Raw genomic sequence first — 25425 nt, 5'->3', positions numbered from 1 at the left:
TCCACTAAGGAAAAACCTAGCTATGCACTCCTGCGCCATAAACTAAGAAAAGTTACTCATGCAAGAGTCAATTTTCAAAGAGGTATTATTAGTTAATAGTAGTGCCTTATATTGATTAATATTTCTTTCAACTTGATGCAGTAATCCTTCGGCTCCTTTTGCTGCCGAACTCTCATAAACCAAAGGTACCATCGTGAGTTCATGAGCCTGCGTCTGTGCATCGATGAACTGCAGCTGAGACCAAAATAAATTCGAAATCAGGTGAAAAAGGCAGCTACCGATACCAAGATGACGGAACTCCGGTACGACGTAGGCATACAATAAATAGCAGCAAACACCAACATGCCTCTCATCACTGGGTTGACCATCCGTATACCAAGAGTCGAGCAAGCCAACATTAAAGGTCACAAATGCCACTGGTGTTTGCTTCTTCTCCTCTAAAAAAGCCACTAATTGATATTGTCTTTGATGCCTATTTCGCGATATAGGGTTAACAGATACAAGATTTTTAAATATCTCATGGCTGACTAATTGGTTATCTTTACTTTTGGCACAAAAATACCGTTGTAAGTCAGCAATATCGGTATGAAGTGGAGCATCATAAACACTCACACAAGGGATATTTGATAATTCATCACCCCTAGCTGAGGGCGGAGCCTGAAGGCGTAAGTCTTTTTCAGCTAATGTTTGGACGAAGCCACCCTGTAGCTGAAATTGGCTAAAATCATCAAGTAAATGAAGTAAGGGGAATAGCTCTACCTTACTTTTGTTAGAAGTCATATACAGCTCCAATTAATAAACTTGTTGTTTGTATCAGGCTTATCAGTTGATAAATTAACTATCGTCTTTATTCGTTATAAAAACGTCAGGTTAAACACAAACAACACACTTCATAAACTGCTTATTCAATAACTATAGGTACAATTTAATTTCCTGTAAAACCCTTCACCCCTTATTGGATAGGGGCTGCGAGTTCAAATATCATCAAGCTATTGTAAATAAAGATGACTATCACCTTTAGTGTTCTGCTGTATAAATAAAATAAAATATCAGTAGCATAATATTTCGCCGTAAACTCCTCAGTTCAAATTATCAAGCCGTGTTGTGATACCAATTATCAGAAAAGACACAAAAGACAGGACAGCCATATCTTTTGTACTTTAAACCATCCTCTACTAGGCTTTAATGACCGAACTGGTACTGCCTAGTGAAGGATTGTCATTATGACCTCCGCAAGAAGAACCCTAATAGATGCTGAAACGACGCCTTTTTATCACATCATTAATCGTTGTGTCAGACGAGCCTATCTCTGCGGTGAAGATAAAGTCTCGGGTAAGAGCTTCGAGCATAGGCGGGGTTGGATTATTGATAAAATTAAAGCGCTTTCAAACATCTTTTGTATTGATATATGCGCTTATGCCGTAATGAACAATCACTACCATTTAGTGCTTAAGATTGACGTTGATAAAGCCAAGTCTTTGAGTCACCGCGAAGTCATTACTCGGTGGTGTCAGGTGACCAAAGGTCATGATGTAGCGACTAAGTATTTGAATGGTGACACCTTGATTGAAGGGGAACGTATGCTCCTTGATGGCTTACTTGCTGAGTGGCATGAGCGTTTATCTAGCATTTCTTGGTTTATGAGGTGCCTAAATGAAGAGATAGCCCGCAGGGCAAATCGAGAAGATGAGTGTAAAGGCGCTTTCTGGGAGGGACGTTTCAAATCTCAAGCCTTACTCGATGAACAAGCACTGCTAGCATGCATGATGTATGTTGATTTAAACCCCATCAGAGCAGGGATTGCTGATAGCGTGCAAACCTCTGACTTCACCTCAATCCAAGAGCGAATGACAGAACTTAATACGACCGAGACAGACTCTGCAAAGCACTCAGAACATTCAAATGAGCAATCATTAAAGCCCCTCGCCGAATTTAATGGTTCAACCCACCTTACAACTCAATCAGGTATTCCATTTCACTTTTGTGATTATCTGGAACTTATCGATTGGACTGGCAAAGCTATCAGACCAGATAAGAGAGGGTTTATAGACTCAAGTCGCCCTAAACTACTCGATTGTCTAGGTATCTCACCTGATACCTGGATAACGTCAGCGAAAGAGTTTCGTCGTCAATACAGTGGTATTAGCGGTCGTTGGGACGCGATGTGTGAGTTTAAAAGGCAGCATCAAAACGGGAAGTGGTGTAAAGGAAAGGCCTATAGCAATGCACTACATCCATTACCCTGAATTACAATCAAAGTGAAAGACGAACAGTCATATCTTCTGCCTTTGTCACATGCTCTTCCTAGCGAATCGCTTTTGCATGATGTGTAACAAAGAGAAAGAATATTCTTACCACGAAGCACTGTCCTTTCGAAAAGGCAAGATGGCATTCGAGCCGTTTACTCCTCCCCTATCCATATCTTTAATGGTTGATGATTCAGCCTGCTTCATCAACCATTAATATACTTCAATAGCACTCTAACGATGTTACTTCATCACTGCTTGTTGGAAACGGTTGCCTGCGATAGCACCACCAATCATTACCAGTAAATATACCCATCCAGATAATGAGAAGTTAGCAATAGGGGTGAACAATGCTCCGACATTACAGCCATTGGCAAAACGAGTACCAAATCCCATTAATAATCCACCTAAAGCAAAAAGCGCCAGCTGTTTAGCGGAGTGGTTTAGAGTAAATGAAAACTTAAATTTCCCCATAAACAACACCGCAATTAAGGTGCCTAATAAAATCGCAAAGTTTTGCACTGACACGCCATGTTCAAAAAACGGCGTGGTGAACATCGCCTCTGGTCGCTGGCTTATCTCGGTAATGGTGTTTAATTCAACCCCAAACAACATCAATCCCTTTGCAAACCAAATACCAAAGGGTGTCGATGCTCCCCAGCCTGCGCCGGTACTTGCCATCATGATGCCAAAGATAACCGCGATGACTAACGCGGTGGTGCGCATTTGCCAGAGGTTAGCGAACCAGTTTTGATATGTTTTACGGCTGAATAATGTGAATGAGTTATCTTCGCCATTTTGATTACTTTGCCGTTGAATATTCTGTCGCTCAATTTCACCCGACACACCTAAATATGAGCCATTGCGACGACGATAGTTTTCATACTTTTTGGCAATAACCACTACGCTTAACGCTAAAAATAGGGTCACTAATATAGACATGAAATAACCATTCAGCGGTGTACCAGCAAACAAGTCCGGTAAAAACACGCCTTTACCTTGATAGCTTGCTGATGAAAACCACGAATCGGTTATCCAGCTTTGGCTGCTTTGTAATGGAAAGCCAAAGAAGACGCCGGCACCAAAAAACACCAGTGTCGTTGCAGCTCTTGGGACATCACTGACAAACTCCACCATCATGCCGGTTGCGCAGCAGCTTGATAAGCTCATGCCTGCGCCAAACATGATGCCGCCAATAAGCAGCCCTGCATTGATAGGATTAATCCATAAATCATAGTGCTGGCTGCCAGCATTAAGCAGTAAACCGGCATTGATGATTGCTGTAATGACAAACATAAACATTAGGGTTTGCAGTAACTGCGTTGAACCACGGCGGTAAGCTCGGTTAATACTACCGGCAAAACCAACGGCGCCTTTGGCTAAGGCAAAGCCTAAACTGAGCCCTAATAACAAGCGTAAAAAGAGCCCGTCATTGGCTAATTGAGTCGCGCCAACCACTAACGTCAACAGTAAAATTGTTACGGCCATCACCGCTTGATTCTTATTTATAACCACAACACTAACCAACTATATTTAATAACAAATCTCAAACAAAAAACAAACAAAACGTTATATTTTTCAAACGCTTTGGCATTCCTGCCATTTAGGTTGCAGATTGTGGTGAATATAGCTGTTTCTGTCTATCGCTATAGCGTGTTTTAGATAGACCCCTTTGTAATAACTCATGCGCTTGTATTAAGTGGAGCGAGAGTAAACTTAGATATTAGGAGTCGAATTAGCCATTAACCTATCTGCCGTCGCTTTTATAGTCCCAATATTGTTGTGGGGATGGAATTGCCAAAGTTCAGCCAAAGCGACTCACTCACTATAGAATGAGCGCCAACAATCCTGACTCTTGGGCTACTTCTGTTTTTTAACGTCTATTTCACTCGCTTTAAGTCGGTCTAAAATTGAGTTGCCGATATATTGATGAGCGTTTAACAGAATAGAAAAATGATTTTCGTTAGTCACTTTTTGTAATGTATGAGCGGCATATTGTGGAGGGTTGGCCTCGGCAAAGGCGATGACTTTATTAGCGTCAAAGGCTTCGTCTTTATCACCAATCCATAAATCGTATCGTTGAAGCTGTGCTAGCTGTTCATCGGGCGCTTCGGGAGTCAGGGCATTAGACATATTAACGGTATTAAACGATACGATCTTAGGGTTGTCATCTAAGACCTGTTGCGGGAAATGATATTGAACCGCCTTTGAATGCCCCATCAATAAACCGCCACTCATCGCATTAGTCACAAAAGAGGAAACGCTGACAGTGCTAAACGAAAACGGCTTTGGTTCATCATGATCCGTTTCTGAACGGAAACCAAAATACGGTGCAATAAAGAAGTAGCCATCGACAGAGGCGTGTTGATCCCAGCTTGAGTAATTGAGTATTAGCCCAGATCCCGATGAATGACCAGCCATATAGAGTGGCAAGCTTGGGTAGCGTTGGCGTGCATATTCAATGACACTATTAATGTCTTGCCACACTTGTTCCTTATCGGGGGCATCGCCCCTAGGACCAGATGATGAGCCGTGACCACGAAGATCAGGTGTGAATACCGCAATGTTAAATTCATCACGTAAGCCTGCGCCAACATGGGGATAAATAAGGCCACTGTGGGCGCCTGCACCATGATAAAAGATCACCACCGCTTTGGGGGCGCTAGGTAAGTAAGCGCGTAGTGCCAGTTTTTCACCATCGCTGGCGGCAACATAGTCAAGCGAGGGGATGGTTGTCTGCGGTGCGGTTTTTATTTCACTCAGAGAGAAAAAATCACTGGGGGTGTTTTCGCCTACAGCTACATCCTTGTCTAATAAAACTGCACTGTCGCCTGCTAAAGCGGGAGTCGCGGCATATAGAAGGCTAGCGACGATTAAGTTGAAGGCTATTTTTTTCATATCGTTCTCTCCAAAAAAGAAATCATTAAGCCACTCAGTCCAATTCTATCCTTGTTAGCCTAGCAATAAGTGCCCCTAAAACGCGGCGCTTTTTTGATTGACGGCGGATGGTCTAAAAGACATGCCATTTTAGTCTCTCGATAAGGCACTTTCTGTCTTTAAACACTACTTGGTCGTTGAGCATCTATGTTAATGTGACTACACACTTAATAGCAACAAAATAACAACATGAAAATCAAGCGTGTCTCGGCATTAATCTTGCTCTGGATGATGGTTTTTTTTAGCTCTTTTTCAAACTCTGCTGAGTTTGAAACCCAGCTAACAAACACCACAGACATTGTCATTCAAGATACTGCGATTTGGCGCAAAATTAACACAGTGCCTGACTCTCTCCCTGTATCACTTGAAACGCTTAAACATTTATACCAAGCATCAACTCCCATCAAAACCTCATTGGTTAACCAATCGGGTACCTATGCCGCCCGGCTAAAGCTGAATAATCAGGCTGCATTACCAGCAAACTGGTTCGTCAGGATCAATGCTAATTTTGTCGATCAGGGGCTTGGATTTTGGGAGTCTGAACAATACCTAAATACTGCAGTGATTAACTTTTCACAACATGGGGATAACAACACCCCTGTGCTAATGCACACTCAGGCGTTTGAATTACCTTTAAGTCAGCAAGAGAGTGGTTACCTTTGGCTCTACATTAACGCTGAGCATTTTGCGTTGCCACTGTCGGTTGATATCACTAACAGCGCCAGTTTTTACCACAAGCAATTTATCACTAACACGGTGACACTCTTTTCTATTGCCACCATGCTCACGCTGGCCACCATTGCTTTAATTCTGTATGTCAAAACACGCTTAATCGTCACCCTTGCCTGTTCGGCTTATATTGGGTTACACGGTTTAGGTTGGGCTGCAGCCTCAGGCTTAATCGATGATATATTTAACATCCAAACTATTAATACCAGCTATCTTGGTATCGTGATATTTCCTTTTGCCATCGCTTCGGCCAGTCAATTTACTAAGTTATTATTTAACTTCGACTCTCTGCATAAGCGTCTGGAAAAACTCTTTAATGGCCTGTCTATCGTTTGCCTGATTATTGGCTTTATCTTGCCGTTGTTAAGCTTTTCAATCGCATTTACTATTTCCCATATCATCGCGCTAATCTGGGTGCCGCTTGCCATTGTTATTGGCATAAAAATGCTGGCTTCTAATGATTTCAGAGCCAAATACTATCTACTGGGTAACCTCATGTATGGCCTGTCCATGCTTTACTATATCTTGTCTCATAGCGATGTATTAACCGGACAACGACATGCCGAACTCATCGTTATGCTGGCCTTAACTGGCGATTGTTTTTGTATACTGCTCTCTCTAGCGGCTTGGTTACAACAGAAAAAACAAGATTACTCCCGCACCTATTATCAAGCCAGAATCGACCCCTTAACGCATATAGGCAACCGCTACGCCCTGAGCGAAGCATTAGCTAAGGTCGATGACAACTACATTATTACCTTTATCGATTACGATGGAATGAAATTAGTTAATGACGAGATCGGCCACAACCAGGGCGATGCCTTATTACGCTATGGTGCTAAAACCATGACAAATGCCCTTGATAGTAAAGGTGAAGTATTTCGTACTGGCGGTGATGAGTTTGTGTGGTTACTCAATGCTCAATTGTTTAGCGATATGCCGTCAGCGGTAGAGGACATTGGCCGGATGATGATGCATTGTCAAAGCGCAATGCAGTCGAAATGGCCACACTCTGGGATCAGTTATGGAATAGCGCACGCGCGGGAAAGTAGCAATCAATCTGAATGCCTCGCCCTTGCCGATGCACGTATGTACCAACACAAGCGCAGCAAAAATACCCCTCCGCTCGCTGAGAACGTCAACGGATAGATGTTTAGAACACCATTCTCAGCGGCCAACCACAATCCCCAAAGCCATCTGAAGCAAGGATGGCGGTAAAAAAACCTTTAGTGTTAATTTACAGCAAAACACCCACAAACCATTTTATGTGCTCTTTTTCTCTTTAGCGACGGCTGAATAGATAAATAGCGTTACCATAATGTTGCCCACGTAACTACTTGAATGCCATTAGGTAAAACTAATTAATAGTAATTGTTTTTAACATGTCAGCTTAAGGTTGAGGTTTGCGTTCTAAAAGTGGGATCTATTTCACAAATATGCCCCTAGTTATCAGTCTTAAGGCCTACTTTTGCCTCTCAATTATGATTTAATTACTGTTCAATTTGGAAACACTGAATTCTGTATTATGAAAAGACTATTATTGTTAACCGCCTTTCTCTCTGTCAGCTCAGCCTATGCAGCGAAAGGGGATATCTGTACCAATTGCCCTGATATTACTCCTATTGCTAATCGTGCCGATTTTGATATAACAACTTATTATGCGTCAGCTAATGCCGCTGATAACACTGATATGGTTGAATTTAAAAAGGCCATTAACAAGGATATTTCTGCCCGTCATAAGCAGTTAAGTTATGCTGAAGTGTGGACGGCATTGACCTTCACCGATGAAGATCCTGCTAATGCCAATAACGTTATTTTGCTTTACAAAGGCAACTCTATTCCTAAAAATCAAAATGCATCAGGTGTTAATAATCCAGATTACTGGAACCGTGAGCACGTATGGGCTAAGAGTCATGGTTTTCCTAAGAGTTCTCAGCATGGCTATACCGACATTCATCACCTGCGCCCTTCTGATACGTCGATGAATTCTCAGCGTAGTAACAATGATTTTGATAACGGTGGCAGTGCGGTCGCTGAAGCGCCTGATAATCTTAAAAATGGCTCTATTTCGTGGGAACCAAGAGAAGCGGTTAAAGGTGATGTCGCACGCATGATGTTCTATATGGACACTCGTTATGAAGTCGGCAGTGATACAGATATGCCTGACCTTGTCTTGGTCGATAGAACGGGGACTGCCACAAACAGTGACAACTCCAAACCTGGCGAAATGGGTAAACTATGTACCTTGCTTGAGTGGCATGCTAACGATCCTGTTGATAATTTTGAGCGCAATCGTAATGATGTAGTATTTGAATATCAAGGTAACCGTAACCCTTATGTCGACCATCCAGAATGGACTGACTTTGTTTATAAGAACAAGTGTAGTGACATTCCAGCTGTGACTCCGAGTGTGAGTATTGCAGCAACAGAACCTGTGATTGAAGGTGATAGCGTGACCTTAACGGCGACGGCAAATATTACTGATGCCATCTTCCTTTGGGAGCAAACATCAGGCGCTGATGTTAAGCCTGTAGATACCGACAGTGCTACACTGACTTTTATTGCACCTAAAGTGACAATGGATACGGATTTCGGATTTAAAGTCACGATTACCGATAGTCAGGATGCTAAAGCAAATAATGAAATTAGTATTACCGTAAAAGACAAGTTTATAGCCTCTCCATTTAGATTAGAGATTGCAGCCGTTTCGGTTGTGAGTGAAGCACAGCAAGTGAGTCTTATTGGCTCAAGTAACGGCGATAAGCCCACTTATCAATGGGCTCAGACTGCTGGACCTAAAGTGAATTTGGCAAGTACCACTCAAGCAGAGTTAGTTTTTACTGCACCAAGTGTGAGCCTTGATTCAATGGTGAGCTTTAGCCTTACCGTTAAAGACTCTCTCGATCAAACGATCACTAAAACAGTGGATCTCACCGTGAGAAATACTGATTTAACCACGCCAACAGAACCCACTAAGCCTACCACTGAGTCATCAGGCGGGGCGCTGGGATCATTATGGATTGGGGTATTGGTGTTACTGGGGCTAAGAAGACGCATTCGTTAAAATGATGATATTAAGATATGGTTAGCTTGAAACTGCCATAACTTGAATTAATCTATAAAAAAAGCCAGTCGGTCTCTCCGTCTGGCTTTTTTTATAGCTGCTAATAAGCCCAAACTCGTTATTTCAACTTAATATTTAGGCTTATCAGTAATGCACCACACGTTGCTTCTCAGCTTACTCTGCAGACGTTATGAAGATAGTATATTGTACATGTTTTAGTATATATACCCGCTCACTATATTAGCAATTAATACATTACGTATGTATGAATAAAAATCTCGAGTGATGTTAGAGATATTACCAAATATTCACCTAGCTCTAATATCATCGCCGCTACGCTAAAATTTCCTATAAGCACTAAATATCAGTTACCCAATATTCAACTGTGTGCTTTTACAACTTAGATGTCTCTTTTTGTAACGTATTATGTGTGAACCTGATCACGACCATTAATATTGAAGCCGATACAATTCAGTTCAGTTAATTAAAAGTTATTAAAAAGTAGCTAATTAACCATTTAGTAATTTACTGAAATACTGAGGCGTTTTATTAAAATATTTGGAACAACATAGTGTAATGATTTATTTAGACACTTTTATCTTATAGATGGGTTATCTATAAATAGTTTAAATAATTTTATTATGGGTTGGTTACCGAGAATTTTAATCACTTATTGGGATTGATTATTAATACTAGTCACCACTCGCCTCAGTCAATAGATGTGCAAATAATGCACAATTAAAATAATACGGGGTTGAATATGAAAAAAACTACTCGCAGTGTACTGTGTTTAGCGGTACTTGCTGCTTTAGCTGGCTGTAGCGATGATGAGACAATAATTAATACCGACAGTGGTTATGCGCCAGTAGCCACACAAGGTAAAACACTCACGAATACACCCGACATCATTGTAAAGAGCCAAAACGAAGTCGATGAAGTCACCATCACTATTGGTGCAACATCGGATCTCCATGGCCGTATTTTTGGCTATGATTATGCGCTCGATGCGGTAGATTCTGATGCTGGTTTAACCCGTATTTCTACCTTGCTTGAGACGGCAAAAGCACAAAACCCAAATATGATCTTGATCGATATCGGTGATACCGTTCAAGGCAACTCAGCTCAACTGTTCAACGATGATCCAACGCATCCTGTCGTGTCTACCTTAAACTCACTTGGTTACGATCTCTGGGTTCCTGGTAACCATGAATTTAACTTCGAACGCAGCTTCATCGACCGTAACCTGAATCACTTCAATGGTGCCGTGGTATCGAACAACATTAAATGGGAAGAAAACGATGTTAACTACATTCGTGCTTTCCAAATCTTCGAAGTCGATGGTGCTAAAGTCGCTATCGTGGGTGTGAGCCCATCAAATATCCCTAACTGGGAAGCGTCTGCACCTGGACACTTTGCAGGTCTTAAATTTGATGAAGAGCTGGCATCCACACGCGCTGCAGTTGATAAGTTAATCGCAAAATTCAATCCTGATGTCATCGTTGGTGCCTTCCATATCGGACGTAGCTCTGAAGGTGGAGCCGGTGTCCATAAGATTGCGGCTGAAATGGCTGATAAGTTCGATGTCATTATTGCCGGACACGAACACGCAACGTATATCGAAAGCATCCAAAAAGCGGCGGCAGGCGAAGAGATCACTGCAACCGATATCTCTGTTGAAGGCGGTGATACCGCTGAAGATAAGACACTGTCTGGCACTTATGACGAAACAAACCGCGGCCAGAGTGTGAAGATCATCGAACCGGGCAAGTGGGGTTGGGCTCTGGCTAAGGCTGACATTAAGCTTAAGAAGAACACCGATGGCAAGTGGGAGATGGTGGATACAACTCTGAGCAATATCACCTCTAAAAATATCGAAGAAAGTCAGATAACAAGTTCGCAGTTCCAGTATGTTCATGACATGTCTAAGGCCGATGCTCAATTGGTTCTGGGTCTAGTCGGTGGTGACTTTACCCCAGGTACTGGCGCCGATGAAGCCGTGCATGAAGATTACGACCATGAAGCGGGTCGTCTATATTCAACGATTCATACTGCTAAAGTCATGGATACGCCGTTGATGGACTTCATTAACCAAATCCAGATTAAAAAATCTAAAGCCGTGGTCTCTGCAGCATCTCTATTCTCTGATAGCTCTAACCTGATTGACGGTCAAGAGTACGCGAAGAAAGACTCCACTAATCTGTACAAATATGACAATACCCTTATCGGTATAAACATGACGGGTGCAAACCTGAAGCGTTATATGGAGTGGTCTTACACTTACTTTAATACCTATGAAGACGGCGACATTACCGTATCGTTTAAGAAAGGTGCTAAAGCTTACATGTATGATCAGTTCGACGGTAAGATTGACTTCGTTGTCGACCTCGCTGGCGATGCATTAACCATGGATGAAAACAATACAGTCACCAATGAAGGTAACCGTATCGAGATCATCGAAATCGATGGTAAGCCATTCGATGCGACTGCGACATACAAGGTTGCTTTAAACAGCTATCGTTGGGGCTCAAACATCAAGAAGTTTGGTTGGGCAACGGGTGACGATGTTTATTATGACTCAGTCAACGAGTCTGTTTACGCTATCCGTGACATGCTAACTGAATATGTTGAGGACAATAAAGGCGTTGATGCCAGCGACTTCACCAATCCTAACTGGGAAATTAAACAGTATCAGGATAATGGCGCTATCACCTTACTACGCACAGACAAGGCCGAAGGCCAGGCACTGTGGAATAGACTGATTAGCAAAGAAATCTGTGTCAACATTGACCCAGACAACCCTAAATATCCAGGAATTTTGGACGCGGTTAATGTTAATGACGTGAACTCATACTTTGTCAATCCGACTCAAGATTATGCAGGTTGTGTCACTGATTAAATCGCACTCAACAAAGGCCTGGTAACAGGCCTTTTTTCTGTTCAGGCTAATCTGTCATTATCGGTAATGACTGGTGTGTTAGACGGCCTTAAGATATTTTTGCTCACTTAGTTACTGACAATCTATATTAAAAAACTTATGTTAAAAGACTATCGATTCACCCTATTCATCGCCATTGTTTCAACCTTAATTTTCTATATTTCTCCCAGTTTGAGCGACAGCTTGAAACCTAAGACGCCGCTGCAGCAAGAATTTGTAGAAGCTCGCGTTGTCGCTGTGATCTCAAACAATCTGGCCCCTGATGCCAGAGTGCCCTCCATATTGACGGGCCTACAGGTGATCACCGCCGAAATATTAGAGGGAGAAGAAAGCGGTAAAGTGGTCGAATTGCAAAACCCCCTTAGCAGGCAACATAATGTACTGGTCGCTGAAGGCGACGTCTTTATCATGATGATAAGAGATACCTCTAACGGCACCGTATATTGGGCCTACAACCACAAGCGATCGACGGCTATCTACTGGATGTGTTTTGCCTTCCTGCTGTTGCTGCTCTCTTTCGGCAAGAAAGAGGGATTAAATTCTGTGGTGTCGCTCTACTTTACCGCGGCACTGATCATCGGAGTCTTGATCCCGGCTATTTTTGCCGGGTGGAATCCAGTACTTATCACCATCATCCTGATGGGATTGAAGATTGTAGTTAATTTCATTCTGGTATCTGGTTATAACAAAAAGAGCTTTTGCGCCATGGGTGGCACCTTGCTTGGCGTCATTGCGGCCGGCATTATGGCGCAGGTATTTGGCGAGTTTGCTCACCTTTCCGGCATCTATTTAGATAAAGGCGAAGATGTTATCTATTTGGCCACTCAACCAATTCAGATCCGCTGGTTAATGTTTGTCGCCATCATGATTTCAGCCCTTGGCGCAGTGATGGATGTGGCCATTTCTATTGCCTCCGCCTATAACGAACTGAAAATTGCCGATCCAAAGCTCAGCCCAAAGCAGCTGATGAAAGCCAGTATGAATATCGGACGAGATATCATGGGCACCATGACCAACACCTTGATACTCGCCTTTGCGGGTAGCTCTTTAACCACCATTATGATGGTTTGGGGTTTGGATATGCCACTGACTCAGTTTATCAATACCCCCATTATCGCGTTGAGTATCATTCATGCGTTGGCTGGCAGTGTCGGCATTGTATTAACGATTCCTCTTACGGCTTGGCTCGCTAGGTATATGCTCAGTGAACCTGCCCCCGTTGCCGAAACATCTCAACCGATGTTAGAGAATGAAGTTATTGAACAAGTTGTTACGCCTCGGCCAACCACAGCAGAAGCTCAATAGCAGAGTCTATTATCCGTGAGCGCAGCGTTCCGTTATCCGTGAGCGCAGCGTTCCGTTATCCGTCAGCGCAGCGCTCCGTTATCCGTCAGCGCAGCGTTCCGTTATCCGTCAGCGCAGCGTTCCGTTATCCGTCAGCGCAGCGTTCCGTTATCCGTCAGCACAGCGTTCCGTTATCCGTCAGCGCAGCGTTCCGTTATCCCTGAGCGCAGCGTTCCGTTATCCGTCGCTTTCTTTAAAGGCTTAGCTTTAATGATACGTACCAGAAAATGATGAGTAATCCAAATAGCCAAAGAAGTGCAGACTACCGCCATCAAAATGGAGCTAAAGCGGTAGCAGATAGAGAAGAATGCATCTTTTTGCTCGGGAACAAACGATGTTGTCAGTGGCACCGTTAAGGCTGACATGGCTGAAAAACCGATACCCGCTTTGATGTCCCCTAACGCTAGCCATCGACAAAAAATCCCGGCGGCAATGGCATAGGCTAACAAAAACAATAGCGCATTATTAGACCAAGTATATAGCGTCAGTTGGATCAACATTCCCGCAAAGCAGCCGAGAAACGTGCCAATAATACGGATCTTTGCGACCGCTAATGATCCAATCAACGTCATAGGCGTTAGCACGATAAAGATTGATGCCTGTGCTGACAGCGAATCATTTAAATCTGCAACTTGAAACAGAATGAATGCCGCCATTGCAATCAACCAACCTAATAACGCCTGACGCACCAAACCATTGTGATCTTTACGCTGGGTATCAACATGTGCCCTGCTCTTTGCTGCTGTAGGTTCAGCAGTGAACGCCGAAGCAGGCAATATATTTTGCTCAGGAAACAGATAAAACGCCAAGCCAACAATGGGCGCTGTGACTAATGTTGACGCAATCAGCCCCATAACGAACTCTTCAAGATCAAATCCATTGTAGCTAGCAAAATTCAGTAAAATAGAGCCGATTAATAGCCCGATATAACCGAAAAGATAAGTGCTTTTATGGGTCATCGCGATACATTTAAACATCAGCATCAGCCCTACCGCGAGCGTCATAAGCAGAGGATAAGGTTGTAAAAAACCAACGATTAACGTCACTTGAATACAGATCCAAACAACGCTAATGATCAATTGCATGATAATGCCACTATTCCATCGATCAATTTTAGTCAGGACGAACATTGGCAACAATGCGGCAAAAAGACCATACCACCAACCAAAAACCAGCGTCACGGCTAAGCCTGTCACACTGCCAAACCATATACGCTGGGTTTTTCTTAAAGTATCTACTTTCAAAAGAGGGGTTCCTTGGCGCTAGATAGATTAATAGATGTAATGCAGAAAACTCACCGTCTTAATTTGAGCTTGGCCTAACAATGCCCATAGCCAGTTGTCTCTGGGATACAGCACGACAGTGGCGCGCGAACCGATAAACAGTTGCTTAGGCAATGCAATATTACTGACTAAATTGACCCGCACTCGTTGCGCATCACGCACCCAGCGGTTGTTGGTTTCTATGTTGGTCAATTGACCATTCGGGCTTTGCTGCGCTGCTGCGACCCCAAAATCACGGCTCTGTATTTTCAACGAATAAACTTCACCAGGAAAAGCATCGAAAGCCACTAATGCAGCGGTTCCCTCATCTAATAGTGCCACCGCTTTTTCGCGAAAATCAGCCGCTATCCACAATGAACCCGTCGGGATAAAGGTCATTAAGGGCTGGTTAGTACTGGCTGTGCTGCCGACTTCTAGCTGTAGATTGGTAATAACGCCATCACTGGGGGCCATTATTTGTGTATGTGATAGATTGAGCTCTGCTTGCTCTAAGCTGTTATTCGCTGCGCGTACCATACTGCTTTGCCCAGGTGACGTGCCTAACTGCACGCGCAGTGCTCGTCGTTCTTGCTGAGCGGCATGCAGGTTAGATAACGACACATTGTTATTCGCCAGAGAACTATCAAGCAGCGAGGCTGATACCAGTTTTTTACCAGCAAGCTGCCGAATACGTTGATATTCACTGCTGGCATTATCAAACGCCGCTTGGGTGGTAGCCACATTGGCGTCACCCGCTTCAACTTTGGCGTATAAAGCACTTTCTTGCTCGTGGGCCTGCTCTAGCGCCACATTGGCCTTATTGACTGCCAGTTGGTATTTACGCTTATCAATCGTAAAGAGGCTATCTCCCTTACTGACCTGCTGATTATTTTCAACCTGTACACCGATGACGTTGCCACTGACTTCAGATGCTATCTGAATGACATACCCTTGTACTCGGCTCTCGGTCGTTAACGGGGCATAACGATCGGCAATCACAATGTAGCCAAGAAGAACAATAAAAAGAATAATAAGACTTTGCATCCAACGGCGAAAAGCATGTTCGGCAGTTTGCATTAAACGGTCCACAGTAACCTGAAAGGGACGCTATTATAGAAACAGTGGATTAGATTAAGTAGAATGACAAACAAGACACTTACAACCTATAGGCAGGACAATGAAGCTAAGTATGGATGATCTATACCTGTTTGTACTCACGGTTCGACATGGTGGGATCAGCGCGGCGGCGAAACACCACTGCCTTCAACGTTCTAAAGTGAGTCGACGCTTACAAGAACTTGAAAAAGCGTTAGGTTGTCAATTATTGATCCGCACCACACGCAAAATTGAATTAACTGAAGATGGTCGATTGCTATACGAACAAGTTAATCAGCCACTCAGCAGTGTGGCACAGGCTGCGAACTTACTGACAAATCAACATAAGTCATTACAAGGTGCGTTACGCATAGCCGTTCCTGCTGCACTCATCACCTCCAATCTGTTTACCTCTTTATTGGAAGATTATCTCGAACGCTTTCCCGATGTATTGCTCGATGTGGTTAATAGTCAGGAAAGTCTCGATTTAAGGCGTGAAAACATCGATATGCAGTTATTACCTAAAGGGGTAAAAGTGACCAATGAGGATTATGTTCAACAAAATTTGTTGCGGTTTCCGAGCTGCTTAGTCGCCTCTGCCGATTACCTCAATAGTCATGCTGCAATTACAGAGCTATCTCATCTGTATGACCATCCCATTATGGTGAGCCGATATAACATGACAGCGTTACCAGACAATCTGAAGATCCGACTCTGCTCCGATGATTTAGGATTGATACAGCACATGGCAACCTCTGGTAAAGGGGTGGCCTTGTTGCCAATATCTTTACTCCAAGATGCGTTCAAAGCCGGTGAACTGGTGACGATTCTACCTCGGGAAAAATTCACTGATATAAAATTGACTTTGATCTATCCATCACGTGAATTTTTGCCAGAGAAAACCCGTGTATTAGTACAGTTATTACGAGAAACGTTTACCGAAGCGAATATCAAACTTTCGGTTTAACGAGTGTTAGATTATCCGTTACCTAAGTCATTTATCAATTGTCTATGATCGAGTGCAGTCACCCTGATAAGTCCTTGTGACGAGAATGCCAACAATCTACTTTTTGGTGCAGCCCCTATTCATCTAACAAATTAGTGACCGCATCAGCCAACCACATTAAAGCAGGGCCTCTGGCCTTTTGTTTTGCCATCACACGATCAATCGGCACTCGCCATGGCTTATGATCAAAGCTTAAATTCATGCGCACCATTTCTCCCTGATGCTCATATCGTTCTGCCATATAAGCTGGAATATAACTCCATCCCAGCCCTTCCTTTACCATGCTGTTAATCGCATTAAAGCTATTGCCCCACCAGATATGTGCAGAGATCTCAGGACTGTGTGCCAAGGCTTGTCCTTCAAGGCCACGGATCAATAATTGACGTTGTGGGATCAAATCTGCCGCAGTGATGATATCCATTTTTGCCAGTGGATGCGCTGGGTTCACTACGCCATTGAACGGCAAGCTACCGACGTAACACAAATCCACCTCTTGAGGAAAATCGTTACTGGCAAACATCAAACCTAAATCAGCTCGTTCCGTATGCACTAGCGTTAACACATCGGGGGTTGAAACGGCATAAAGCTCCAAGATGGTACCTGGGAAACGCGTTGCAAAAGTGTTCAACAAACTCGTCACCACCGGCAGTAACGCATCATCTACTGCCATTTTTATCTGTGTTTCATGTGATGAATTTAAGGCGCTAGTCACAGAGTCGAGTTCATAAGTTTGTTGCAGGATAGCTTGAGCAAACGGCAATAGCCTCTCACCATGAGCCGTTAATGAGGGTTTGCGGCTGCTACGATCAAACAGCGTGGTATTGAGCTCAATCTCAAGGTTTGCGATCCCCTGACTCACCGCTGACTGCACTTTACCCAGCTTACGAGCACATGCTGAGAATGACCCTGATTGTGCCGTTTCAACAAACATTCTTAGCTGTTCTAAATTATACATATCACTTTTCCTGATAGTAACTGACTTTATTCTTACGTAATAATTGATGATTATAGCAACCAAGAAGCATTGAACAACCTAAATGAGACTGACTATGAACACAAAAGAGCGCATTTTCCACAGCATATTATTTGAAGCGATTGCCTTAGTATTTGTGATCACTGCCGCCAGCATTTTTACCGATGCAGGGGTAACATCGGTGACCGGTTTAGCTATCGGCCTGTCGTTAATAGCCATGTGTTGGAATTACGTTTACAACTTAGGATTTGACCGCATATTCGGAAACAATCGTATTGAGCGTACATTTAAAATGCGCATAGGCCATGGGCTTGGTTTTGAGTTAGGCATGATTGTTGTCACCCTCCCCTTGATGATGTGGGTGCTACAGCTAGATTTTTGGACCGTATTTATCATGGATATCGGCGTTGTCATTTTCTTCTTGGTATACGCAATTGTCTACAACTGGTGTTATGACCTGCTGCGTGAGCGTTTCTTCGGCAGCAGCGCAGAAGTGAGCAATGCCCTCCCTAGATAAGCATCTGGTGGAAGTAATCATCAATTGCTAACGCTAATACGCTTCATCATAAGCGGCAATAGGTGAATTCAGCGTAAAATACTGAGCTCACCTAGCCTCCATACCTTGCTAATCTAGGACTTTCCCCCAAGAGATACAGGTAAGCGGCTTCTCTGGCCGCGAGTCCTATTTCCATATAAAGAGTAACGAGTGCAGAACGCTATATTGTGCAGTTATGGATTTATACCAATTGGATTAACTATTAGCTTCAATCCCCCATCTCGCCTACAGGGCTTTTAATTCCCGCTGAATGGTCAAACTTTTAATGCAACGGGTATTATATCAGTGACTTTTTAGCTCTCGATTGCTAAACATCCGCGGCTAACTCTGCATCTCAAGTCGTCATCCGCCATTAATAATCAGTGCATCCCTACAATTTGCTAATATTGGTCGCCGACTAGCTTCCTTTAAAGCAATAGAATAGAGTTTACTTTCACTCCCGTTATGGGTGTTCTATAAGAGTATCAATACCACTGCCTACTCTTTCAGAAAGCAACGCTTTTACACTGATACCACAGAACGACTTAGGCCGTTAACAAACCAAGGAAGAGAAACAAATGAGTCAATTACTTGCGCATTCATTAGCGGTTTTCATGGCCTTTTTTGCCATTATGAATCCGATTGCAAATACAACCGTCTTTGCTGGATTAACTGCCAGTATGAGCAAATCTGAGCAAACTAAAACCGCAATAAAGTCGTTAACCATCACTTTTATTATCATTGTACTTTTTTCGCTTTTAGGTAAATCAATCTTCAACCTGTTTGGAATTACCCTGCCAGCATTGCGGATCGCGGGCGGTATTCTGGTATTTCTAGTCGGATACCATATGCTGCATGGAAAAAGCTCAAAGCTGCATACCGCTGCAGCAGATAGCGAATCAGATATCGCGGTATCACCGCTGGCAGTGCCGTTGCTTGCAGGGCCAGGAACCATTGCTACCGCAATGAACTATTCGGCGGCTGGAGGATGGGGAGAAATTACGGTTACAGTTCTCGCGTTTGCAGCCCTGTGTATTATCACTTTTATCTGTTTTGTTTTTTCCTCTAAGATCATAGCTGCAATCGGTGAGAATGGACTGAGCATAGTGACTCGCCTGATGGGGCTAATTCTGTCAGTAATAGGAGTTCAAATGCTAATAGATGGAATAACAGCTGTTGTTAGTAGCATAGGTTAGCCAAATACAAGTAAACCTTGTCCTTGTCCTAACCTTAAGCCCTAAGCCTAGGACAAGGTTTACTCTAAAAATCCTAATCTATAGTTGTCCATTTTGATTTAGGTTTACCGGTGATAAATAATTAGCTTCATCCCTATTCTGAGTCTAATAATTGCATTCAATATAATTAATCCATCCCTGCTATAATTAATTTATGATGAATTTTAACAGTATTATTTTTGACACTGTTAATTGTCAATTAACCTACACAAAAATAGAGTGTTTACTCTCTACAGTAAAATACAACCCTAAACCACTAATAAACAATACGATATTAATTTACACATACAAAAATTCGATTTTAGTCGACTCGTAACATTTACCTTTTAAAAGTCAAAAAAATAGCACGTGACAATTAATTAAAAAGTGTCAATAAAAAGACTATTGACTAAGTGATAACATTCACATAAATTACTGAGAATCAACAACAACCATTTCACAATGCAATATTATATAAACATCCAACAACACAAATATAGTTATTAAAAAATAATATAAATATTGAATCACTTTAAATAATTTAAAGTAAATATACCCACCAACATGTATCAACAAGTAACACTTACAATGTAAAGCAGGGACAATCAGACCATAAAAGTGATGATTCCAATCAAACCTGAAATACACAACAGAGTTCAAACTTAAATAACCTAGCATTTAAAACCATTAAAATGTGTCAACAATTTAAATAATAAAATATTATATAACAAAGGATGAAAAATAATGAAGATAAAACATTTCAGCATGACAATGACGTCAGTGTTTTTGATGTTATCCAGTGTACAAGTACAGGCTCACGGGTGGTCGGAATACCCAGAAGCTAGGCAGCAAACCTGTTATAACGAAGGTGGTATTTGGAGTGGAAGCCCACCAAACGCCGCATGTGCTCAAGCCAAAGCCATTTCCGGCACATACCCATTTGTACAGCGTAACGAATTTTCGATTAATATTACTGATTACAACAATATCCAAACAGTTAAAAATGCTATTCCTGATGGCACCTTGTGTTATGCCAATGACCCACAAAAAAAGGGAATGGGTGCAGCACACAGTGGCTGGACACGATCGGAAGTCAATGCGGGAACATTCGAATACGTATTCAATGCAACAGCACCCCATAATCCATCATTTTGGCAGTTCTACCTCACCAAACCTGATGCAGACTTATCTAAAGCGCTAGCATGGGGGGATCTAGAGCTATTTCAAGAAGAGGGCAACGTACCCGTCGTCGGTGGAAAATACCGAATGGATGTCACCATTCCGGCAGATCGTGTCGGCAATGCAACTCTATTTGTACGCTGGCAACGTGCAGACCCAGTAGGTGAAGGCTTTTACAATTGCAGTGATATTGTCATTGTAAATGATGGCGTAACCCCACCACCCATTGATCCCGATCCAACACCTACCGAACCGTATTTAGTGGCAGGGGATGCTTTTATACCGCAATCGGTCAATCTAAGTTCAGCGACTATCGGCGATTCAGTAAACTACAAAGTATTTAATAAAAACGGCGAAGAACACTCTTCATTCTCTGTTGTGATTACAGAAGAGAACAACAATGATTGGGACCGATTACTAGCATCGAAGGTCAATGGCTGGTACGAATCGAATCATCAAGGCAATGTGTTCATTGGTCGCTGGCATGAAGACATGCGCCACTACATGTATTTCAAGAATGATTTACACGGAAACGACTTTAATTCAAAAGATTCACGAGCGTCAGGTGAGTTTTCCATTACTACAGATACCAACCCAGTTGATGCAGTGATTTCACCAAAAGTACTGAAAACACTAAATAACGCCACTGTTACCCATGGTGATTATGTCGTACTGACCCATGATGAAAGCACGGGTGCAGCAAGCAATATTCAATGGTTACAAGTTAGCGGCACACCGGTAGAAATCAATATTGGTTCAAACAACGAATTAATTGTTGATACAGCTAAGCTCACAAATACTCGCCATGAATTAACTTTTAAACTAGTGATCAGTAATAACGATGCTAGTGATGAGGAGGTCTATTCATTCGTCGTAGAGGCTTCTACTACAGATCCTGTAGACCCTCCCGTTGACCCAGAGACTAAAGCTTGGAGCGCAACGAGCACTTATACCGAAAACGATGTTGTGACTCATGCAGGTAAATCTTGGACTGCTCATTGGTGGACACTTGGTGAAGAACCCGGCACCACTGGCGAATGGGGAGTATGGCGTTAAACCAATAACCTAAAATAGTTCCCTGTTTAACCAGAAGGCTCGACCTTCTGGTTTTTTTTCGAGTAAATGTCAGCTAAATCGAATAAATACACACCTGAACGCTGCCTCGTTTGAACAGCTGCCACTACCAAGAGTCAGCATCAAAACGAGCGGTTCTGGCTTCACTCATGGTGCAATCGGTGACGTGTATCAATTCAGCCAAGGTGACATTAGGGTTTTCGTTAATTAGGCGAACTAACTTTTCCGCTAAAGGCTCTAACTTATCAGCATGATCAAGCAAGGCAGTTTCAATCTTTTGCACAAGATAACGAAATTCTCCCTCATCGATCGACTTCAACTCCAGCGCTTGTAATGACTCCGCTTTCAACTGCCCTGCGAATGATTGAATACTGATCGCCTCACCAGAAAGCCCCCAGTTTCTGGAACGCCGCACACGTTTAAGCTCGCAATGATACTGGGTAGCAACAACTTTGGCTCGATTGACGGCATCCCTTCCTATTCGGTGAATAAGAGACGGAAGTGAGATCGTGATGGCTTCATTCATAACTGTATTTCAAAAGTTTACTCTGCACCGATTTAATCATTACTTGAATCCAGCTTAAGTTTATTCGCTTCTTAATGACATAGTAACAAAGCAGCAGTAATAGAATAATTTTTCTATTTGATAAGTACTCTTAATCACCTAATTATTATAAATATTGTCTCAAACAACAGAATGACAACTTATCCTTATATACTAACGTTAAATTTATGACCTCGTAACATTCGCAAAGACTAAAGCCTAACTATGACTAAAAATGACCAAGTAGAATTAAGCACCGAAATTGGGCCCAACTGGTTTGCCGCAGTTATGGGCACCGGCATTATTGCAAATGCTCTTGCTAACCTGCCTTATGTCGGTAAGCAATTAGTAAACGTAGGATTAGCCATTTGGCTGTTGGCATTTTTAATGCTAATTATCATGGTGGGGCTGAAAATACTTCAAGCAATAGTCAAACCTCATATTATCAAACGCCAGATTAATGATCCCATCATGGCGCAGTTTTTCGGGGCTCCACCAATGGCACTATTAACAGTGGCTGGCGGCACCATTTTATATGGTAACCATCTTTTTTCAGAGCCGACGACGTTAACGATAGCGTGGGCACTATGGGTATTCGGCACGTTGAGTGGCCTTATCGTCTCCGTTGCCATTCCCTACCGTTTATTCACTCACTATGAAGTACGTGATGATGGTGCTTTTGGTGGCTGGCTGATGCCCGTCGTACCACCGATGGTGTCTGCAGCGATAGGCGCAATGCTTATCCCCTATATAGCCAACCCTGAGATACAGCAGTTAATGCTTTACGGTTGCTATGCCATGTTTGGGGTGAGTTTGTTTAGTGCATTCATTATCATCACTCTGATCTGGAGTCGCTTAGCGCATTCCGGTACTTCTGGTGGCCCTCGAGTACCCACACTTTGGATAGTATTAGGGCCGCTAGGGCAGTCGATTACTGCGGCGGGTGCGTTAGGTACTGCTGCATTACTTGTTGTTGAAGGCCCTATTGGCGATAGCATGAACAATATGGCGATTATTTATGGTGTGCCGGTTTGGGGATTCGCCTTCTTTTGGTCAATATTGGTAAGCCTACTCACCTTACGCGCACTGCGTAATAAGATGCCTTTTGCGTTAACGTGGTGGGCATTCACCTTCCCCGTCGGCACTTGCGTAACCGGGACGATTCAGCTGGCAATCCATACCGATTTGGATGTGTTCCGCTGGGCTGCCGTCATTTTATTTATAGGCCTATTTATTTCTTGGATCGTTGCCGCTGTAGGCACTATCAAAGGAATAAAAAAGGGACATATTATTAAAAATCCAATAACACCAGTTCATGCGGTATCGAAAAAAGGCAAATCGCTCTGAGTCCCTCTACGCTATAACCTAAATATTTTAAGCCCATGTTTAGATTGGTCTAAAAAACGAGTTTAGCACCGTACTTCTGATTCAAAAATTACCCCACTACTATGGGTGGTCTATTCGCTTTATTGCATTAAATAATAGGCCTCCCATTCGTTCAACAACAAACAGGAGATAGAGTGAGTTTAATCTTATTGTTTTGATTGATAACTGAATTTATCAATCAAAAAGTCTAAGAATAATCTAATGCGTTTCGGCTGATACTGCTTACTAATGTACACCACATTCAAATTTGCACTCGATACTGATGTCGATGCATTGAAGTTCTGCATGTATCCATTGAGTACAGTCACCAGACGTAGGTTATCAATATCATCTTGAATGTCTAACACTGATTTAAGAGCTATTCCAGCCCCTTCTAATGCCCAGCATCGAATAACCTCACCATCATCAGAAAATCGCTTGGGGACAACAGTGATTGAATTCCTCTTATCTTTATCTTGAAAATGCCAGGTTTTTAACTCCTCATTACTGCGCAACATGGCAAGGCAATGATGACTCACCAAATCCTGTGGTGTTAATGGTACTCCATGTTTTTTGAGGTACTCGGGCGAGGCACATAACACTCGCCTACTGGCCGACAGACGTCGTGATATTAAATTGCTGTCAGCTAGCTCTCCATACCGAATAACAATATCCATACTCGATTCTGCAATATTGGCGATGTTATCGTTCAAATATAGGTAGGGCACCACATCAGGGTACAGTTTACAAAAGTCAGACAGTATAGGAAGAATATATTGCTTACCGACATCCTTTGGCGCCGCTATTCTCAGTGAACCTTTTACCTCCTTGACGCCATTCTGGATCAGAGCTTCAGTTTCACTGACATTATCTAAAATCTCTATACACGCCTTGTAGTACAAAGCCCCCGAATCTGTCAGAGAGATATGTCGGGTACTTCGATTAAGCAGTTTCACCGCGTATCTTTCTTCAAGCGCCTGTAGCCTTGCCGTCATTGTGGCAGGAGAAAGGCCAATATCGCGCCCAGCGGCGGCGAGTCCTTGATGTTTCACAATGCTGACGAACATTTCCATATCAGAGAATTTATCCACTCCCCCTCCTATTATTCAGCTCAGACGAATAATGACTTCGTATTTTGCCCAATTATCAAATTAATACGAATGAATATAATAGCAACTGTCATCAATAACAACTGAAGGAACTAACCATGGACCAGAAAAAAATAACCTACGTCATCATTGGCGGTGCATCAGGGATAGGTGAGGCCGTGGCAAAACACTTCAATAATGGCAATAACATTGTTCATGTAGCAAGCCGTACAACCGGGTTAGATATCAGTGACGAGAAAGCAGTACATCGTTATTTCGAATCCATTGGCCCTTTCGATCATCTTATCGTTACCGCAGGCTCATATGCCCCTGCGGGAAAAGTAACTGACGTTGCCGTTGATGATGCTAAACAAGCCTTCGATATCAAGTTTTGGGGTGCCATCAATGTTGCTAAGCATGCTGCCCGCTACCTGACACCCAATGGAACAATAACACTGACAACGGGCATGTTCTCTCGCAAAGTTGTTGCCAATACTTACGTAAAAAGCGCCATTAATGCGGCGTTAGAGGCGGTAACAAAAGTGCTAGCTAAAGAGCTCGCGCCGATTCGAGTTAATGCGGTTAGCCCTGGTTTAACCATGACTACAGCATATAAAAATATGGATATCCCATCTCGTGAAGCCATGTATGAAAACGCTGAACGCAATTTACCCGCAGGCAGAGTAGCAACGCCTGCAGATATAGCGATGGCTTATGTCATGGCAATTACCAACCCGTATATGACGGGCTCTGTCATTGACGTTGATGGTGGCGCTCTCATCAATTAGTCGATAAAAACAACCTGTCTGGTGTGCAAAGCCATGCCAAATAAATC

Annotated in this window: 19 protein-coding genes; 11 read left to right on the top strand and 8 right to left on the bottom strand. The window is 42.9% G+C overall.

The annotated features are described in order from the left end of the window. Positions 1-42: 42 nt before the first annotated feature. The gene (locus CXF86_RS00980) at positions 43-780 is read right to left on the bottom strand and encodes a hypothetical protein (protein WP_101093121.1); all 738 of its coding nucleotides are present in this window, start codon (positions 778-780) and stop codon (positions 43-45) included. A gap of 443 nt (positions 781-1223) precedes the next feature. On the opposite strand from CXF86_RS00980, the gene CXF86_RS00975 reads away from it, so the two are divergent. Continuing rightward, the gene (locus CXF86_RS00975) at positions 1224-2246 is read left to right on the top strand and encodes a transposase (RefSeq protein WP_101093123.1); all 1023 of its coding nucleotides are present in this window, start codon (positions 1224-1226) and stop codon (positions 2244-2246) included. 243 nt (positions 2247-2489) lie between these two features. Here the strand turns inward: CXF86_RS00975 and CXF86_RS00970 are convergent, their stop codons facing one another. After that, complete coding sequence (locus CXF86_RS00970; RefSeq protein ID WP_102038122.1) at positions 2490-3761, bottom strand: YeeE/YedE family protein; 1272 nt, start codon at positions 3759-3761, stop codon at positions 2490-2492. 345 nt (positions 3762-4106) lie between these two features. Next, positions 4107-5144, bottom strand: coding sequence for an alpha/beta hydrolase (locus CXF86_RS00965; RefSeq protein ID WP_102038121.1), 1038 nt, complete (start codon positions 5142-5144; stop codon positions 4107-4109). Between the two features lie 228 nt (positions 5145-5372). Here CXF86_RS00965 and CXF86_RS00960 point away from each other — a divergent pair, with 228 nt between their 5' ends. The 4 genes from CXF86_RS00960 (at position 5373) to CXF86_RS00945 (ending at position 13216) form a co-directional block, all read left to right on the top strand. Next, positions 5373-7061 (top strand): sensor domain-containing diguanylate cyclase, encoded by a 1689-nt coding sequence (locus CXF86_RS00960; protein WP_102038120.1) that lies wholly within the window; start codon positions 5373-5375, stop codon positions 7059-7061. A 376-nt stretch (positions 7062-7437) separates the two neighbouring features. Continuing rightward, a complete protein-coding gene (locus CXF86_RS00955) occupies positions 7438-8976 on the top strand; it encodes an endonuclease I family protein (protein ID WP_102038119.1) in 1539 nt (512 codons plus the stop codon). Between the two features lie 760 nt (positions 8977-9736). Continuing rightward, positions 9737-11872: a bifunctional metallophosphatase/5'-nucleotidase gene (locus CXF86_RS00950; RefSeq protein WP_102038118.1), complete on the top strand. Its 2136-nt coding sequence runs from the start codon at positions 9737-9739 to the stop codon at positions 11870-11872. A gap of 138 nt (positions 11873-12010) precedes the next feature. Next, a complete protein-coding gene (locus CXF86_RS00945; RefSeq protein ID WP_102038117.1) occupies positions 12011-13216 on the top strand; it encodes a YibE/F family protein in 1206 nt (401 codons plus the stop codon). Positions 13217-13386: 170 nt separating this feature from the next. Here the strand turns inward: CXF86_RS00945 and CXF86_RS00940 are convergent, their stop codons facing one another. Next, positions 13387-14499: a DUF2955 domain-containing protein gene (locus CXF86_RS00940; protein WP_101093137.1), complete on the bottom strand. Its 1113-nt coding sequence runs from the start codon at positions 14497-14499 to the stop codon at positions 13387-13389. Between the two features lie 27 nt (positions 14500-14526). Continuing rightward, the gene (locus tag CXF86_RS00935; RefSeq protein ID WP_101093139.1) at positions 14527-15594 is read right to left on the bottom strand and encodes an HlyD family secretion protein; all 1068 of its coding nucleotides are present in this window, start codon (positions 15592-15594) and stop codon (positions 14527-14529) included. A 100-nt stretch (positions 15595-15694) separates the two neighbouring features. On the opposite strand from CXF86_RS00935, the gene CXF86_RS00930 reads away from it, so the two are divergent. Further along, positions 15695-16579 carry a LysR family transcriptional regulator gene (locus tag CXF86_RS00930; protein ID WP_101093141.1) on the top strand — a complete coding sequence of 295 codons (885 nt, stop codon included), beginning with the start codon at positions 15695-15697 and terminating at the stop codon, positions 16577-16579. Between the two features lie 115 nt (positions 16580-16694). Here the strand turns inward: CXF86_RS00930 and CXF86_RS00925 are convergent, their stop codons facing one another. Then, complete coding sequence (locus CXF86_RS00925) at positions 16695-17573, bottom strand: LysR family transcriptional regulator (RefSeq protein WP_101093142.1); 879 nt, start codon at positions 17571-17573, stop codon at positions 16695-16697. A 94-nt stretch (positions 17574-17667) separates the two neighbouring features. Between CXF86_RS00925 and CXF86_RS00920 the strand changes: the two genes are divergently transcribed. From CXF86_RS00920 to CXF86_RS00910, 3 genes are all read left to right on the top strand, one after another. After that, the gene (locus tag CXF86_RS00920) at positions 17668-18108 is read left to right on the top strand and encodes a PACE efflux transporter (RefSeq protein ID WP_101093144.1); all 441 of its coding nucleotides are present in this window, start codon (positions 17668-17670) and stop codon (positions 18106-18108) included. Between the two features lie 596 nt (positions 18109-18704). Then, positions 18705-19322 carry a MarC family protein gene (locus CXF86_RS00915; protein WP_101093146.1) on the top strand — a complete coding sequence of 206 codons (618 nt, stop codon included), beginning with the start codon at positions 18705-18707 and terminating at the stop codon, positions 19320-19322. Between the two features lie 762 nt (positions 19323-20084). Then, a complete protein-coding gene (locus tag CXF86_RS00910) occupies positions 20085-21575 on the top strand; it encodes a lytic polysaccharide monooxygenase (protein WP_219622715.1) in 1491 nt (496 codons plus the stop codon). 124 nt (positions 21576-21699) lie between these two features. Here CXF86_RS00910 and CXF86_RS00905 read toward each other — a convergent pair whose 3' ends face one another. Further along, positions 21700-22119: a ribosome recycling factor family protein gene (locus tag CXF86_RS00905; RefSeq protein ID WP_101093147.1), complete on the bottom strand. Its 420-nt coding sequence runs from the start codon at positions 22117-22119 to the stop codon at positions 21700-21702. 243 nt (positions 22120-22362) lie between these two features. Here CXF86_RS00905 and CXF86_RS00900 point away from each other — a divergent pair, with 243 nt between their 5' ends. Then, a complete protein-coding gene (locus CXF86_RS00900) occupies positions 22363-23484 on the top strand; it encodes a TDT family transporter (RefSeq protein ID WP_102038116.1) in 1122 nt (373 codons plus the stop codon). Positions 23485-23669: 185 nt separating this feature from the next. On the opposite strand, the gene CXF86_RS00895 is transcribed toward CXF86_RS00900, so the two are convergent. After that, positions 23670-24593 (bottom strand): LysR family transcriptional regulator, encoded by a 924-nt coding sequence (locus tag CXF86_RS00895; protein WP_102038115.1) that lies wholly within the window; start codon positions 24591-24593, stop codon positions 23670-23672. Between the two features lie 116 nt (positions 24594-24709). Here CXF86_RS00895 and CXF86_RS00890 point away from each other — a divergent pair, with 116 nt between their 5' ends. Continuing rightward, positions 24710-25378 carry an SDR family oxidoreductase gene (locus CXF86_RS00890; RefSeq protein ID WP_102038114.1) on the top strand — a complete coding sequence of 223 codons (669 nt, stop codon included), beginning with the start codon at positions 24710-24712 and terminating at the stop codon, positions 25376-25378. The last annotated feature ends 47 nt before the right edge of the window (positions 25379-25425 follow it).

The organism is Shewanella sp. GutCb, assembly GCF_002836135.1.
Taxonomy (GTDB): Bacteria; Pseudomonadota; Gammaproteobacteria; order Enterobacterales; family Shewanellaceae; genus Shewanella.
This window is presented reverse-complemented; position numbering and strand designations above follow the sequence as displayed.